General features: G+C 71.7%; 16 protein-coding genes. 8 read left to right on the top strand and 8 right to left on the bottom strand.

Going from position 1 to position 15,041, the window contains the following annotated elements; genetic code table 11:
- Positions 1-290 precede the first annotated feature (290 nt).
- Both ACIOD2_RS22490 and ACIOD2_RS22485 read right to left on the bottom strand, forming a co-directional pair.
- Positions 291-1,010, bottom strand: coding sequence for an ABC transporter permease (locus tag ACIOD2_RS22490; RefSeq protein WP_400541068.1), 720 nt, complete (start codon positions 1,008-1,010; stop codon positions 291-293).
- 13 nt (positions 1,011-1,023) lie between these two features.
- Positions 1,024-1,908: an ABC transporter ATP-binding protein gene (locus tag ACIOD2_RS22485; protein WP_400541065.1), complete on the bottom strand. Its 885-nt coding sequence runs from the start codon at positions 1,906-1,908 to the stop codon at positions 1,024-1,026.
- Between the two features lie 108 nt (positions 1,909-2,016).
- On the opposite strand from ACIOD2_RS22485, the gene ACIOD2_RS22480 reads away from it, so the two are divergent.
- Complete coding sequence (locus ACIOD2_RS22480) at positions 2,017-3,159, top strand: sensor histidine kinase (protein ID WP_400541062.1); 1,143 nt, start codon at positions 2,017-2,019, stop codon at positions 3,157-3,159.
- Positions 3,156-3,758, top strand: a complete 603-nt coding sequence (locus ACIOD2_RS22475) for a response regulator (RefSeq protein ID WP_400541059.1) — start codon at positions 3,156-3,158, stop codon at positions 3,756-3,758. The genes ACIOD2_RS22480 and ACIOD2_RS22475 overlap by 4 nt, the downstream gene beginning before the upstream one ends.
- Here ACIOD2_RS22475 and ACIOD2_RS22470 read toward each other — a convergent pair.
- Positions 3,755-4,603 (bottom strand): alpha/beta fold hydrolase, encoded by an 849-nt coding sequence (locus tag ACIOD2_RS22470; RefSeq protein ID WP_400541056.1) that lies wholly within the window; start codon positions 4,601-4,603, stop codon positions 3,755-3,757. The two genes, ACIOD2_RS22475 and ACIOD2_RS22470, sit on opposite strands and share 4 nt — an antisense overlap.
- Positions 4,604-4,678: 75 nt before the next feature.
- Here ACIOD2_RS22470 and ACIOD2_RS22465 point away from each other — a divergent pair, with 75 nt between their 5' ends.
- On the top strand, positions 4,679-5,356 hold the full coding sequence (locus ACIOD2_RS22465) for a hypothetical protein (protein WP_400541053.1): 678 nt from the start codon (positions 4,679-4,681) through the stop codon (positions 5,354-5,356).
- A 27-nt stretch (positions 5,357-5,383) separates the two neighbouring features.
- Here the strand turns inward: ACIOD2_RS22465 and ACIOD2_RS22460 are convergent, their stop codons facing one another.
- Both ACIOD2_RS22460 and ACIOD2_RS22455 read right to left on the bottom strand, forming a co-directional pair.
- On the bottom strand, positions 5,384-6,043 hold the full coding sequence (locus ACIOD2_RS22460) for a polysaccharide deacetylase family protein (protein WP_400541050.1): 660 nt from the start codon (positions 6,041-6,043) through the stop codon (positions 5,384-5,386).
- 3 nt (positions 6,044-6,046) lie between these two features.
- Complete coding sequence (locus ACIOD2_RS22455) at positions 6,047-6,706, bottom strand: glycoside hydrolase family 11 protein (RefSeq protein WP_400541047.1); 660 nt, start codon at positions 6,704-6,706, stop codon at positions 6,047-6,049.
- A gap of 18 nt (positions 6,707-6,724) precedes the next feature.
- Here ACIOD2_RS22455 and ACIOD2_RS22450 point away from each other — a divergent pair, with 18 nt between their 5' ends.
- Positions 6,725-7,642 (top strand): hypothetical protein, encoded by a 918-nt coding sequence (locus tag ACIOD2_RS22450; RefSeq protein WP_400541044.1) that lies wholly within the window; start codon positions 6,725-6,727, stop codon positions 7,640-7,642.
- A 5-nt stretch (positions 7,643-7,647) separates the two neighbouring features.
- Here ACIOD2_RS22450 and ACIOD2_RS22445 read toward each other — a convergent pair whose 3' ends face one another.
- Together ACIOD2_RS22445 and ACIOD2_RS22440 are read right to left on the bottom strand one after the other, a co-directional pair.
- Positions 7,648-10,197, bottom strand: coding sequence for an ABC transporter permease (locus ACIOD2_RS22445; protein ID WP_400541041.1), 2,550 nt, complete (start codon positions 10,195-10,197; stop codon positions 7,648-7,650).
- 2 nt (positions 10,198-10,199) lie between these two features.
- Positions 10,200-10,934 carry an ABC transporter ATP-binding protein gene (locus ACIOD2_RS22440; protein WP_400541038.1) on the bottom strand — a complete coding sequence of 245 codons (735 nt, stop codon included), beginning with the start codon at positions 10,932-10,934 and terminating at the stop codon, positions 10,200-10,202.
- A gap of 133 nt (positions 10,935-11,067) precedes the next feature.
- On the opposite strand from ACIOD2_RS22440, the gene ACIOD2_RS22435 reads away from it, so the two are divergent.
- The 3 genes from ACIOD2_RS22435 (at position 11,068) to ACIOD2_RS22425 (ending at position 13,190) form a co-directional block, all read left to right on the top strand.
- A complete protein-coding gene (locus ACIOD2_RS22435) occupies positions 11,068-12,270 on the top strand; it encodes a sensor histidine kinase (protein WP_400541035.1) in 1,203 nt (400 codons plus the stop codon).
- Positions 12,258-12,908 (top strand): response regulator, encoded by a 651-nt coding sequence (locus tag ACIOD2_RS22430; RefSeq protein ID WP_400541032.1) that lies wholly within the window; start codon positions 12,258-12,260, stop codon positions 12,906-12,908. Before ACIOD2_RS22435 ends, ACIOD2_RS22430 begins: the two co-directional genes overlap by 13 nt.
- An 84-nt stretch (positions 12,909-12,992) precedes the next feature.
- Entirely contained in the window at positions 12,993-13,190 is a 198-nt protein-coding gene (locus ACIOD2_RS22425; RefSeq protein WP_400541029.1) for a hypothetical protein, read from the top strand.
- Here ACIOD2_RS22425 and ACIOD2_RS22420 read toward each other — a convergent pair.
- Complete coding sequence (locus ACIOD2_RS22420) at positions 13,163-13,837, bottom strand: TioE family transcriptional regulator (RefSeq protein WP_400541026.1); 675 nt, start codon at positions 13,835-13,837, stop codon at positions 13,163-13,165. The two genes, ACIOD2_RS22425 and ACIOD2_RS22420, sit on opposite strands and share 28 nt — an antisense overlap.
- Before the next feature lie 71 nt (positions 13,838-13,908).
- Between ACIOD2_RS22420 and ACIOD2_RS22415 the strand changes: the two genes are divergently transcribed.
- On the top strand, positions 13,909-15,024 hold the full coding sequence (locus ACIOD2_RS22415) for an erythromycin esterase family protein (protein WP_400541024.1): 1,116 nt from the start codon (positions 13,909-13,911) through the stop codon (positions 15,022-15,024).
- Positions 15,025-15,041: the final 17 nt, after the last annotated feature.

Raw genomic sequence — 15,041 nt, 5'->3', positions numbered from 1 at the left:
CGGCACCAGTCCTCCAGCACGGTGCCGACTCTGCCACGAAGGGCCGGTGCCGCCACGAACGTCGCCGGGACGGGCCTTCAGCAGGGACCTCGCGACCCTCCGCCAGCCGAGAACCGCCCCGCCGGAACAGCAGCTCAGCGGGTTCACCTAGGTGATCTCGGCACCAGCACAACGGCGACTCTGCTACGAAAGGCCGGTGCCGCCACGAGCGTCGTCGTGGCGGCACCGGCCGGGAAACCGGGACCGGGGTCCGCCCCTCCCCCGCGAGCGGGCGGAGCCGGCCCGGCGGGTCAGCGGCGCGGTTCCCAGCGGAAGAGCCGGCTGGCCAGCGTGACTGCGACGACCACCCAGGCCAGCGTGGGCGCGAGCAGGATCAGGGAGTCACCCAGGGCGACCCCGCCGTTCCAGGCGTTGAGGATCAGTTCGGTGGCCGAGCCGCCGGGGAGCAGGCGCTTGAGCAGCGTGAGCTTCTCGGTGCCGGTGGCGCCGACCCAGCCGGCCACCGCGACCACACCGACGGTGACCGGCAGCGTGGTGACCTGGGCGTGCTCCGGGGAGTTGGTCAGGCCGGCCGTGGCCAGGCCCAGCGCGAGCATCATGACGATCGTCGAGACGACCGCCGCCACCAGCAGGAGCGGGTTGTCGGGCCGGTCGGTGACCGCGGCCAGCACGCCCAGGATCACGCCGACCTGGACGAGCGTGAGCACGGTGATCGGCACCAGCAGCCCGGTGAGGATGCCGACGTCACCCGCCGCGGTGGAGCGCAGGCGCTTGAGGAAGAGGTTCTGGCGGCGGGACGCGAGCGTCGTCACCGAGGTCGTGTACAGCCCGATGCTCACCACGAAGAACAGGGCGAGCGCCGCGATGTAGCCCAGGCTGCCCACCTCGGTGAACAGCTCGTGCTTGCTGATGAGGAACACGCTGAACGCGACCGGCAGGAGCAGGGCGGTGACCAGGACCAGCCGGTTGCGGAAGATCTGGATCAGCTCGCCGCGAGCGATCGAAAGCATGAGGAAGGTCCTTTCAGGAGTTGCTGATGGCGCGGAAGACGTCGTCGAGGCGGGTCGGGCCGGCTTCGAGCCCGTGCAGCTCGACCGCGTGGTCCTGCGCCCAGGCGAGCACGGTGTGGAGGTCCTTCTGCAGGCCGAAGGTCTCGATGAGGAACCGGCCGTCGTGCTCGCGCGTGGCCTGCAGCGGCGGCGCCGGCGCGTGCGGCGGGAGGGCGAAGTGGATGGTCGACGGGAGCGTCCGCGTCAGCTCGGCGACGGTGCCCTCCCGGTGGAAGGTGCCCTCGTGCATCAGCCCGATGCGATCGGCGCGCTGCTGCGCCTCTTCGAGGTAGTGCGTGGTGAGCACGATGGTCGAGCCGTCCTCGCGCAGCCGGTCGACGGCGTCCCAGAGCGCGTCGCGGGACTGGATGTCCAGGCCGGTGGTGGGCTCGTCGAGGAAGATCAGCTCGGGCGTCCCGTAGACGGCGGTGGCGAAGTCCAGCCGCCGCTTCTCGCCGCCGGAAAGCTGGGACACCTTCGTCCCGGCCTTGCGGGTGAGGTCGACGATGCCGAGCACCCGCTCGACGCTGTCGGTCCGCTCGGTGAGGCTCCCGATCAGCCGGACGGACTCCCGCACGGTCAGGTCCGGGGAGAACCCGCTCTCCTGCAGCATGATCCCCATCCGGGGCCGCACCGCGGCGCGGTCGCGCGGGCTCTTCCCGAACACCCGCACGGCGCCCGAGGTGGGTGCGCGGTGGCCCTCGACGGTCTCGAGGGTCGAGGTCTTGCCGGCGCCGTTGGTGCCGAGCAGCGCGTACAGCTCCCCGCGCTCGACCTGGAACGAGAGGTCCCGGACGGCGTGGAAGTCGCCGTAGGTGAGGTTCAGGTGGTCGACGTCGATGACTGGTGTCGTGGACATGCTCCGATTCCAGCCTCGTTCGCGCCCCGGTGGCAGTGTGGCCACGTCACCACGGGACATGACGTGGTGTCACTGGTGGTGTCCGCTGTGCCCGTTACGCTCGGGTTCATGGAGGTGACCACGCTCGCGCGCCGGGCGACCTGGACCGGCGGGGCGGTGCAGGAGCGGCTACGGCGGCTCAACCTCATCACGACGGTGCCGCCGCTGGCGTTCGTCGGGGTGCTGCTGGTGGTGCTCACCGCCCGCACCTGGTGGCACGTCGTCCTGCAGGTCATCGGCCTGGCCGCCGCGCTGGCGACCGCGGAGCGGTGGACCGCGGGCGACTTCATCCGCGTCGCGCGGCCCTGCGTGGCCATCACCGCGGCGGTCTGGCTCGCCGGGGCGATGAACGACGACTCCTCCTCGTTCTACGGCCTGTGCGTCGTCGGCTCGTTCACCATCCCGCCGCTGCCCCGCCACCGCATCGCGGCCCTGCTGGGGCTGGGCGTGCTGGTCGCGGCGCTGGGCTCGACGAACCTCCTCGTGTACTCCGACCCCGGCCACGGCATCGGGCGGCTGCTGCAGTTCGTCGTCGTCCCGGCCGTCTCCGTCGTGGTGTCGACCGCGTTCACGTTCGCCAGCCAGCGGTTCTACGACCTGGTGGCCGAGCTGGAGCAGTCCCGCGACCGCGAGGCGGAGCTGGCCGTCATCCGCGAACGCATGCGGTTCGCCAGCGACCTGCACGACATCCAGGGCCACACGCTGCACGTCGTCAAGCTGAAGGTCGCGCTGGCCGAGAAGCTGCTGCGCAGCGACGTCGACCGGGCCCAGGAGGAGCTGAAGGAAGTGCACACCCTGGTCGGCGACACCATCGACCAGACCAAGGAGCTGGCCTACGCCCAGCGGCGGCTCAACCTGTCCGCGGAGCTGGAGAACGCGAAGAACCTCTTCGAGGCCGCGGGCATCCACGTGCGCGTCGACCGCGAGGCCGAGGTCGACGCGCGGGCGGGCGAGCTGCTCGGCCAGGTCCTGCGCGAGACGACGACGAACATCCTGCGCCACGCCCAGGCCAAGCAGGTGCGGATCACGCTCACGGAGTCCGGGATCGCCATCGTCAACGACGGCGCGCAGGACGACGAACTGCCCGAGCTCAACGGGCTCGCCACGCTGCGGCAGCGGCTGGCGGAGGGCGGGGGCGAACTGAAGGTGGAACAGCGGGACGGCCGGTTCCTGACGGCGGCCGCCTTCCCGCGACGGGAGGACGTCCGATGACGACCGTGGTGCTCGCCGACGACGAAGCGTTGTTGCGCAAGGCGTTGGCCGCGTTGCTGCCCCTCGAGGGCGAGATCACCGTGCTCGCCGAGGCCGAAGACGGCGAGCAAGCCGTGAAAGCCACCCTGGAGCACCGGCCCGACGTGCTGGTGATCGACCTCGAAATGCCCAACGTGGACGGGCTGGGCGCCGTCGCCGAGATCCGCCGCACGCGGCCGGACCAGGTGATCCTCATGCTCACCCGGCACGCCCGGCCCGGCGTCCTGCGCAAGGCCCTGAAACTCGGCGTCCAGGGGTTCGTCAGCAAGTCGGCGGAACCGGCGCACATCACGTCGGTGATCAAGACCCTGCACGAGGGCAAGCGCTGGATCGACCCGGACGTCTCGGCGTTGGCCGTCGTCGACGACTGCCCGCTCACCGACCGCGAGGTCGACGTCCTGCGCGCGACCCGTGAGGGGTTCGCGGTCGCCGACATCGCGCTCCAGCTGCACCTCGCGGAGGGCACGGTCCGCAACTACCTCTCGAACGCGATGCAGAAGACCCAGACCCGCACCCGCCACGAAGCCGCTCGTTACGCCCGCGAGCACGACTGGCTCTAGAGCACCTTTCCGGCCCAGGCCAGGAGGTCCGCGACGACCTCGGCGCGGTTCGTCTCGTTGAGGATCTCGTGCCGGGCGCCCGGGTAGACCTTGACGGTCAGGTCCTTGATGCCCGCGTCCCGGTACCGCTGCACGAGGACGTCGAACAGCGCGAGGTTGCCGTTCACCGGGTCCTGGTCGCCGACGGCCAGGTACATCGGCAGGTCCTCGCGCATCCCGCCCACCGCGGCGGGATCGGCGAGCCGCCGCGCGCCCGCGAACATGGCCTTCGTGTTCGGCGGGTCGATCCCGAAGCCGCACAACGGGTCCGCGACGTAGGCGTCCACTTCGGACTCGTCGCGGCTGAGCCAGTCGTAGTCCGTGCGCTGCGGCTGGAACGGCGCGTTGAACATCGCCAGGTCCAGCGGCTGGTCGAGGTCCAGCGCCGGCTCCAGGACGTCGAGCGCGGCGGTGCCGGTCAGGATCACCGCGTCCACGTCCGCGGAGTGGTCGAGCAGGTACTGCTGGGCCGCGAACGAGCCCATGCTGTGCGCGAGCAGCACGACCGGCAGGCTCGGCCGCTCTTCGCGGATCCTGGACGTCAGCACGCCGATGTCGGCCACCAGCGACGGCCAGCCGTCCGGGCCGAGGTCGCCGGGCACGTCCCGGATGGACGCACCGTGACCGCGGTGGTCCTGTCCGTAGACGGCGAACCCGCGAGCGGTGAACGCGCGGGCGACGCGCCCGTAGCGGAGCACGTGCTCCCCCATGCCGTGGGTCAGCTGCAGCACGGCGACCGGCGGCCCCGCCGGGTCCCAGCGGTAGGCCGTCACGGCTCCGGGCAGGGTGAACGTCTCATCGGGCATCGTCGCCTCCTCGCCACCGTCCACCCTGCCCCACGCGGCGTGAAGGTTCCACCCCCTTCCCGGGATAATCGGCTCGTGTCCGACGTACCTTGGTGGCGCTTCGCCCTGGCTGCCGCCGCGGTGGGCGTCTCCGCGTTCGCCTGGGAGCAGCCCTTCGTGGCCCTGTTCGGTGTGCTCCCGATCCTCGTCTGGTGCGTGCTGGCGAAGACGGCGCGGACCGGACTGGCCGTCGGACTGGTCCTCCTGGTGCTGCTGGCCTGGTTCACCGTGCCGCGCGGGCTCGGGCTGACCGGGCCGTGGGTGCCCGCCTCGATCGAGGTCTACTGGTTCCACACGACGCTCGCGGCAGTGGTGTGCGCCGTCGGGATGCTGGTGGAACGGGAGCGTCCCAGTGCCCTGCTGCCCACGCTGGTGGTCGCCGGTTTCGTGGCGGCCGGCGGCGTCCTGGCCCTGCACTGGGACGCACCGCCCGGGGACGAAGGCGTCGCGCCGGGGCCGTCGCAGCTGACGGTCGCCCGGGACTACGCCTGCGGGTCCGGCAACTGCTGGGGTGTCCTGGAGGCCACCGGCGACCGCGCCCCGGACGTCATGCGCGAGTACCTCGTGCCCCACGGCTTCACGCCCGCGCGCGAGATCAGCGGGGTGCCGCGGCTCTGCCGGCGGACGGGCGTGCTCGTGACGCACGAGGTGTGCGCCGAGCTGCGGACGCTCTCGGCGACCACCGTCCGGGTCGAGTGGTACGTGAACCGGTAGGCGGCGGCCGGAGCGTCCGCGGTGCGGTCAGGCCGGGGCCACCGCGCGGCCGGTCTGTGGTGAGATCATCCCGGCGCACAGCCCGCGGGAGGCGAGGCCCTGCGCGATGCGCGGGATCGCCGTCCGGGTGTTCGCCGGCCACTCGTGCATGAGGATGATCTGCCCGTTCTGGAGCCGGGCGTTGGCCGCGACGATCGCGTCCACGCTCGCGCCGTTCCAGTCCTGCGAATCGACGTCCCAGATGATCTGGGTGAGGCCGTACTTCGCCTCCACCGTCCGGAGTGTCGCGTTGGTCTCGCCGTACGGCGGCCGGAACAGCCGCGGCGTGCCGCCGCCGGCGTTGGCGATCGCCTGCTGCGTCCGCGAAACCTCCGAGTCCACTTGGGACTGGCTCTGCTGGATCAGGTGCGGGTGCGTGTAACTGTGGTTGCCGACCCACATCCCGGCACTCACCTCGGCGCGCACCTGGGCCGGGTACGCGGCGGCGTACTGGCCCTCGTTGAACACCGTCGCCCGCAACCCGCTCTGCCGCAACGCGTTCAGCAGGGCCGGGGTGTTCCCGTTGGACGGACCGTCGTCGAAGGTGAGGCCGACGTACCCGGAACAGGCGGCCGCCTGGGCCGGTCCCGCGACGGAGATCGTGCTCGCCGCGGCCAGCAAGGCGGCGGCCACCAGTGATTTGCGCATCGCTCAGCCCACCGTCAGGTTGGAGTTGCCGCTGCTCTGGTAACCCTCGGTCGCGAGGATCATGTAGTAGCTGAAGCTCCCGAGCCGCATGCCGTAGCGGGCCCAGGCGTCGAAGTGGTTGCCGGTGGTGATGGTGCCGCCGGTCCGCTTCTGCTGCCGGACGCTCCAGTACTGGTTGAAGGTCTTGGTCCCCTCGACGGACGGCGCGTTGTACCGCGTGGTCTGGTAGACGTCGTAGGTGCCGCCGTCGCTGGTGACGGTGCCCTTGTACGTGCCGGTCGGCCGGTAGGTGCCCCAGTTGTCGACGATGTAGTACTCGACGAGCGGATTGGACGTCCAGCCGTAGAGGGCAAGATAACCGTTGCCGGAGGGGTTGAAGCTCCCGGAGTAGTTGACGTTCCGGCGGCTCCCGTTGCTCCACCCCTTGCCGGCGACGAAGTTCCCGGTGTTGCTCCACTGGGTGCGGTAGTTCCCACCGGACCCGAGCGTCATGGAAACCGAGCCGCCGCCATCGGTCCAGAAGGAGTAGTAGTAGCCGTTGTTGGTACCGGTCTGATTGGTCGTGATGACGGTATCGGCGTGGGCGACGCCCGGAGTGAGCGCCGCGGCCAGCGCGACGGCCAACCCGCCGACAAGCACCCTGACCCGACTCGTCCTGCGCATGTTTCCTCCTCGCTGAGGATGATCCGACACGGCGAGTATTGGTCCGATTTCGCCGAAGTGTCAACGATTCTCGAAACCTTTCGACATGCGTTTCGGCGGCGAAAGTTTCGGAGTTTCCGAAACTTTCGGGTGCCTGGAAACGACAGAGACCATCGTGCCGACTTCTCACCTGTGACGGGAAAGTACGAACCTCTGCGGCAACATCTGGCCGACCTCGCGGCACTCGGCCGGGCGTCGGTGGAACTCACCTTCGCGGAGGTCGCCGCACTGGTGGACGGTCTCCCCGCCTCGGCCTTCGAAAATCGCCAGTGGTGGGCCAACAGCAGCCTGACTCAGGCGCACGCCTGGCGACAGGCGGACTGGCACGTGGACAAGGTGCACTTCGAACGGCAGCGGGTGCGCTTCGCTCGCGGCAAGGTCGGTGGCAGCTACCTCGCACGCGGCCGCCGACCCGCCACCGAAAAGGCGGCGCCGCTCACCGAGTTCGAGCCGGTCGACTTGGACGTCCAGGTGCGGATGCGGTGGTATCTCCCCGCCACCGTCATCCTCGACGACGGCGGGCGGCTGTTGTTCCCGCTCCTGCCGCACTCGCCCGGCATCTACCGGCTCATCCTGGCCGACGCTCCGGGTCAGGCGCGGCCCCAGGTGTACGTCGGCGAATCCGAGGATTTGCGGAGACGTACCGGCCACTACCGGCGGCCGGGGCCCACCCAGCAGACCAGCCTGCGGATCAACGCCCTGCTGCAGGAACACCTGCAGCAGGGCGGATCCGTGACCATGGCCGTTGCGACGTCGGCCACGGTCACCGCCGGGGGAACCACTCAGGTTCTGTCCCTCGGCCGCAAGACCGCGCGGGTCCTGGCCGAGCACGCGACCTTGGCGATGATCTACTTCGACGGGAGTGCCGACATCGTCAACCGGGACAAGGACAGCTGAACCGGCTACTCGCGCAGTCCGATGGCATCGATCGGCCGGGCCCGCAGCGCAACTCGGGTCGACAGGCCCATCGAAAGCACCCCCAGCAACACCGCACCCGCGATGATTCCCAAGTAGACGGTCGGCGAACCAGAAGGCAACGGCGTCCCACGCAGTCCCAGGTTCAGCAAAGCCAACGGCACCAACGGAACCAGCGTCCCGACCAGCACCGCGACGAAGACCGTCGCCAGGGCCTCCAGGCGCATCATCCGGATCACCTGCCTGCGGGTCGTGCCGATCAGGCGCAGCAGCGCGAACTCGCGACCGCGCTGGGCCGTGCTCATCACCAGCGTGTTGGCCACCGAAATCGCCACGTATCCGATCAGGACGCCGACCGCCACCAGGTTCAGGTAGAACTGTGCCTGCCGCTCGCCGCCGCTGTCCGGGGCCGGTGAGACGGCACCCACCTCCAAACCCGGGTAGCCCGAGACGGCGTTGCGCAGAGCAGCGGACACCGCCGATGCGTCGGCGCCGGGGGAACGGCGGACCAGCACGGAGTCGTCCAGCTGGTCGGCCGTGTGCAGGCGGGCCAGGGAAACCGGCAGGACGAAGTCGCCGAACGCCATGTCGTGCGTGTACGTCGCGACCAGGCGGAGCGAAGCCGGAGTCCCGTCGCCGTAATAAAACTCGACCTTGTCGCCGATCTTCTTGCCCAGCCAGCTCGCTTCCGAACTGCTCAGCGCCACCGTGTCGCCCGTCAGGTCCTCCAGACGCCCGGCCGAAACGCCCAGGTCCAGCGTCGCGCCGGTCTGCTCGGCGGCCAGGCCCTGGGCCGGCAGTCGCTGGACGTCGACGTCGTCGCCCATGGGGGTCGAGACGATCACCTGGGTGCGGACCACCGGGTTCGCGGCCACCACGCCCGGCACCCGGCGGGCGGCTTCGGCGACCTCCGGTGAGATGCCGCCCGACGGGCTGGTGAGGACGTAGTCCGCCGTCGTCGAACGCGCCGTCTGCTGCGCGGAAGCCGCGGCGCTCGACGTCTGGCTGTAGAACATCGACAGGGCGAACGCGACCGCCAGCATCAGCGGCGTCACCGCTGCCGCGAGGCGCCGGGTGTTGGCCTGGCTGTTCGCCGCGGCCAGGTAGCCGCTGATCCGCGACACCCGCGACACCACCGGCGCCAGCACCCGCACCATCAGCCCGACCACCTGCGGCCCCACGACCGAAAGCCCGATGACCGCCACGAGCGTCGCCATCGACGACGCCGCCAGGCCCGCGTCGCCGTGCACGAACAGCGGGACCGCCGCGCCGCCCAGCCCGACCAGGACCAGCGCCCAGCCCGTGATCAGGCGGACCTTGCCGAGCTCACGCCGCTCCACCGCCGCTTCGCCGAGCGCCTCGACCGGCCGGATCGTCGACGGCCGCCGCGACGCCGTCCAGGCCGCCAGCCTCGCCGCGCCCAGGCCGAGAACCACCGCGGCCACCAGCGGCAGCGGGCCGATCGCCAGGCCGAAGTCCGCCGGGACGACGCCGATCGCGGCGAACGCGTCACGCATCCCGCCGGCGACCGCCAGCCCCAAGAAGCTGCCGAGCACCCCGGCCACCAAGGCGATAAGGGTCGTCTCGACGCCGATCAGCTTGCGGATCTGCTTCGGTGTCGCCGCGACGGCACGCAGCAGCGCGAACTCGCGCCGCCGCTGGTTGATCGTGAGCGCGAGGGTGCTGGCCACCACGAAGACCGCCACCATCAGCGCGAACCCGCCGAAGGAGCCGGCGATCGCGAGCAGCAGCGTGCGGGTCTGGCTGACGTCGAGAAACTCGACGGTGCTGCGCTCGATGCCGCTGGTGACCTCGACCGGCGCCCCGGCCGTCGCGGCGCGGACGCGGTCGGCGAGCGCGTCCGGGGACACCCCGGGGTCGGCCAGGACGCCGATCGCGTGCACCTGGCCGGGACGGCCGGCCAGCAAGGCGGCCTGGGACGGCGTGAAGAACAACGCCGACTGCCGGGACAGGTTGGCCGCGGTCGCGATGCCGACGACCTGGAACGGCGACGGCACCGAGCGGGTCATCACCCGCACCTGCCCGCCGACGCCGATCCCGGCGCGGTGGGCCAGGTCGGCGTCGAGCACCACTTCGCCGTTCGCCGCGGGCGCCCGGCCGGCGCTCAGCGTGAACGGCGCCAGCACGGCCGCGTCCCAGTTGTGCCCCAGCGACGGGACGCCGGTCAGCACCTGCCCGTCACCGGTCACCACCTGCGCCGGGAAGCTCTCCTCCGCCACGGCGGCGCGGACGCCGGGGACCGCGGCGAGCCGGCCGGCCAGGTCCGCGGGCACCGTGGCCTGCTCGCCGACCTGCTCGGCCGACAGTGCGTCGGCGCCGGGCGGGTGCACCGACTGGGTGCCGCCGACGACGACGGCCGTGTCGGCGTACCGCTGCGTCGGCACTCCGGCCCGCAGGCCGGACTCCATGAGGACCCCGCACGCGGCCACCAGGGCCGTGCCGCACAGGATCGCGATGAACGCGCCGGCGAACCCGCCGAGCCGCGTCCGGATCGTCTGCCAAGCCAGGGTAAGCACGCTCACCACTCCCCGAGGTGTGTCATCCGCTCCGCCACGCGCTCGGGCGTGGGGTGCGTGAGGTGGCCGGCGAGCTTGCCGTCGGCGAGGAACAGGATGCTGTGCGCGGCCGAGGCCGCGACCGGGTCGTGCGTCACCATCAGGACGGTCTGCCCCATGCCCTCGACGATCGCGCGGAGCAGGTCGAGCACCTGCCGTCCGGTGCGGGTGTCGAGGGCGCCGGTCGGCTCGTCGGCCAGCACGACCTCGGGCCGGGTGACGAGCGCCCGCGCGATCGCGACGCGCTGCTGCTGCCCGCCGGACAGCTCCGACGGCCGGGCTTCCAGCTTCTTCGCGATGCCGACGCCTTCGACGATCTCCCGCAGCCACTGCGGGTCGGGCTTCCGGCCGGCCAGGCGCATCGGCAGCGTGATGTTCTGCAGCACGTTCAGCGACGGCAGCAGGTTGTAGGCCTGGAAGACGAACCCGACGCGGGTGCGCCGCAGCTGCGTGAGCGCGGTTTCCTTCAGCTTGCCGATCTCGGTGTCGCCCAGCAGCACCCGGCCCGACGTCGGCCGGTCGAGGCCGGCCGCGCAGTGCAGGAACGTGCTCTTCCCCGAGCCGGACGGCCCCATCACGGCGGTGAACGTCCCGCGCGGCACCCCCACGGACACCCCGTCGAGCGCGGTGACGGCGCCGTCGCCGCGGCCGTACACCTTCCGCACCTCGGCCAGCTCCAGCGCATACCCTGTGGTCATCACGATCCCTTTCGTTCTGTACCACCAAAACTAGGATCGCGGCGGTGTCCGATCGATCCCGTGGGGAGGTGGATCGGGGGTAGCGCCAGCACCACCACGCCGGTGGGGTGTGCCCTGGTGGGAGACTTGTCCAGTGACGACCCGCTTGCGCGCTTGCTGGTCGGCGGTGCGCTACCTGGTGGTCGGGGCGGCGACGTCGATGTTGTCGATCTTCGCCCTCGTCGGGCTGCTCGTGGTGCTCGTGCTGTGCCCGTTCGGCATCGGGATCCCGTCGGTCGCGCCCGCGATCCGGTTGTCGCGCAAGGTGGTCGGGTTCGACCGCCGTCGCGCCGCCCGCGCGCTCGGCGAGCCGATCCCCGAGCCCTACCGCGACGGCATTCCCGTGACCGACCCCGCGACGCGCCGCGACGTCGCGTGGCTGGCGATCCACGCGGCGACCGGGCTGCTCCTCGGCGCGCTGGCCTTCGGCCTGCCGCTGGGCGCGGTCCAGCAGGTCGTCACGGCCGTCGTCTGGCCGGCGGTGCCCGGCGGGCTCGAGGGGTCCATGGGCATCGTCGTGACGTCGTGGCCGACCGCCGGGCTGGCCGTGCTCAGCGGCGTCGCGATGGCCGCGGTGACGCTGTTCCTCGCGCCGGTGGTCGCACGCTGGCAGGCGCGCACCGCGCGGTCGCTGCTCAAACCCGGGCCGGGTGTCGTGCTCGCCGACCGCGTCGCCGAACTGACCGCGACCCGGGCCGCCGCGCTGGAGGCGCACGGTGCCGAGCTGCGCCGCATCGAGCGTGACCTGCACGACGGGACGCAGGCGCGGATCGCCGCGGTCGTGCTGCAGCTGGGGATCGCCGGGCAGCTGTACGAGCGTGACCCGGACACCGTGCGGGACCTGCTGGTCAAGGCGCAGGACACCGCGACCGACGCGCTGGCCGAGCTGCGGACGGTCGTGCGCAGCATCTACCCGCCGCTGCTGAGCGAACGCGGGCTGGCCGGCGCGGTGCGCGCCCTCGGCGAACGCAGCCCGGTGCCGGTCGCGCTCACCGTCGAGGACGACAGCGGACGCCCGGCCGCGGTCGAGGCCGCCGCGTACTTCGTCGTGGCCGAGGCGCTGGCCAACGTGACCAAGCACGCCGACGCGTCGAAGGTCGAGATCACCCTCGGCGGCACCGCGGGCCTGCTGTCCATCGACATCCGCGACGACGGCCGCGGCGGCGCCGAGGAGACCGGCGGCAGCGGGCTCGCCGGGATCCGGCGGCGCGCCGAGGCCTTCGATGGGACCCTCACCCTGACCAGCCCACCCGGTGGGCCGACCGAGCTGCGAGTGGAGCTGCCATGCGGGTCGTGATCGCCGAGGACGACGCCCTGTTGCGCGAAGGGCTGTCGCTGCTGCTGAAGACGTCGGGCATCGAGGTGGCCGCGACGTTCGACAACGCCGAGGACTTCCTCGAGTTCGTCGAGAAGGACCGGCCGGACGCCGTCGTGATGGACGTCCGCATGCCGCCGACGCACCGGGACGAGGGCCTGCGCGCCGCCGTCCGGGCCCGTGAGATCCACCCGGGCCTGCCGGTGCTGGTGCTCTCGGCCCACGTCGAGACGAGCTACGCGGTCGAGCTGCTGGCCGACGGCGTCGGCGCGGTCGGGTACCTGCTCAAGGAGCGCGTCGGGAAGGTCGAGCGGTTCCTCGACGCGCTGGAGCGGGTCGCCAAGGGCGGCACCGCGATGGACCCCGAGGTGATCGGCCAGCTGATGTCCCGCAGCCGCGCCGCCGACCCGCTGGCCGCGCTCACCGCGCGCGAGCGCGAGGTGCTGGCGCTGATGGCCGAGGGCTACAACAACGGCACGATCGCCGAGCTGCTGGTCGTCAGCGACGGCGCGGTGCTCAAGCACATCCGCAACATCTTCCAGAAGCTCGACCTGCCCTCGGACGAGGGCGGCCACCGGCGGGTGCTGGCCGTGCTCGCCTACCTCGGCCGCGACAGCTGACGCCCTCGGGTAGTGCTGGCGCTACCCCGTTTCCGGGTGCGCAGGCCATCGAAGCGGCCGCCGCGCCGTTCTAGCGTTCTGGGCATGGAAAACAACACCCTCACCCCCGCCCGCTCGATCGCCCCGATCCTCTGGGTGGTCCTCGTCATCAGCGCCGGAGTCAACGGCATCGGTTCCGCGACGGGACTGGACTTCACCCTCCGCATGATCGCCGGCTCGGTCGCCCTGGTCTGCACCGTCCTGCTGATCACCTACTACGTGCGTCGCCGCAAGGCCAGGTAGTCGCCGAGCCGGGCCGACGCGTCGAGCATCGCGACGCCCCGGTCCGTGATCCTCGCCTGCCAGCCGGCCAGCTCCTCCGTGCCGCCGGCCGTCCGGATCTGCTCGACCACCGTGGCGATGTGCTCCAGCAGGTAACCGCCGCGCCGGAGCAGGTGGGCGAGCTCGGCGTCGCGGACGTCCTCCGCGCGGTAGACGCGGTAACCCGCGGCGTCGCGCGAGGGCGTCAGGATGCCGGCCTCCTCCCAGTTCCGCAGGGTCGCCGGCGTGACGCGCAGCCGGTGCGCGAGCTCGCCGATCGTCCGGGTGCCGGGGTCCGGCGCGGGCTCCCCGGTCAGGTCGCCGACCGCCCGCCGCACCGAGTCGAGGGTTTCGCGGTCACGCAGCAGCTGCCCGTGGCCGCGGTCGATGACGAGCAGGGCGTCGTCGAGGTTGTCCTCGTGGACCGCCAGCATGACGCGGCCCGCCGTCGGGTGGCCGTATCCCCTGGTCAGGGCCAGGTAGGCGCGCAGCGCGGCCGCGTGCGTCCCGGTGTAGATCCGGTAGCCGCTCGGGGTGCGGTCCGCGGGCGGGAGGAAGCCGTCCGCCTCGTAGTTGCGGACCGCCTGCGTGGAGAGCCCGTGCTCCCGGGCGAGGTCGGCGGGTCTCATCGACTTGAGACTTTACCCGGTCTGACTTCGGGCAAGTCTCAACCGTTCTTTCAACGATACGGTTGAGTCTCATGAGTCAGGACATCCGAGACCTCGCCCCCGCGTCGTGCACCCTGCTGGGCTACGGCGAGCCGTCGCACCAGGAACCGGCGTTTCCCTTGCGGCGCAACGCACTCTTCGCCCGGCTGGCCGGACACGGCTTCCGGTCGATCGCCCTCGAGACCGACCGCGTGGCCGCGCTCGCCGTGGACGGCTTCGTCCGCGACGGCGTCGGCACCCTCGACACCGCGATGAAGGAAGGCTTCTCGCACGGCTTCGGGGAGCTGGACGCCAACCGCCGCCTGGTCGCCTGGATGCGGGACCACAACGAGGATCTCCCGGCCGCGGATCGCCTGGCGTTCCACGGTTTCGACGCGTCCACCGAGATGATGAGCGCGCCCAGCCCGCGGCGCTACCTCGAACACGCCCGCGACTACCTGGGCCTCGACGTGGCAATCCCGGCCGGGGACGACGAGCGGTGGAGCCGCACGGAGGCCGTCATGGACCCGGCGGCGTCCCCCGGCGCCACCCCGGAGGCCGACACGCTGCTCGCGATCGCCGACGACCTGCTGACCACGCTGTACAGCCGCGCGCCGGAGCGGATCGCGGCGACGTCGCGCGCCGAGTGGGTCCGCGCCCGGACGCACCTCACCGCCGGGCTCGGCTTGCTGCGCTACCACAAGCAGGCGGCGATCGACGGCCCCGAAAGGTATTCGCGCCTGAGCGGCACCCGGGACGCGATCATGGCGCTCAACCTCCTCGACATCCGCGACCTCGAGGCCCGGCGCGGGCCGACGATGGTCTTCGCGCACAACAGCCACCTGCAGCGGAGCACGAGCATCTGGAACTCGGCGGTGGCGAACCTGGTGTGGTCCGGCGCCGGTGCCATCGTGGGGTCGCTGCTGGGTGAGCAGTACGTGTTCGTCGCCGGGAGCGTCGGGCGCAGCGAGGCGCTCCGGCTCGGGGAGCCCGAGCCGGAGACCTACGAGGCCGCGCTGCAGAAGCGCGTCGACGGCTGGGGCCTGGTGCGGGCGGTCGAGCCCGCCCGCACCCGCACCGACGCCATCCCGGAGACGGGCTACTTCCCGCTCACCCCCGAGATTCTCGAGGGAGCCGACGCGGTCCTGCACATCAGCGCGACGACCTGAGCCGCCACCGGCCCGGC

It is taken from the genome of Amycolatopsis sp. NPDC088138 (assembly GCF_044741685.1).
Taxonomy (GTDB): domain Bacteria; phylum Actinomycetota; class Actinomycetes; order Mycobacteriales; family Pseudonocardiaceae; genus Amycolatopsis.
Note: the sequence above shows the minus strand (reverse complement) of the source record. Positions and strands in the feature narration are given on the sequence as shown.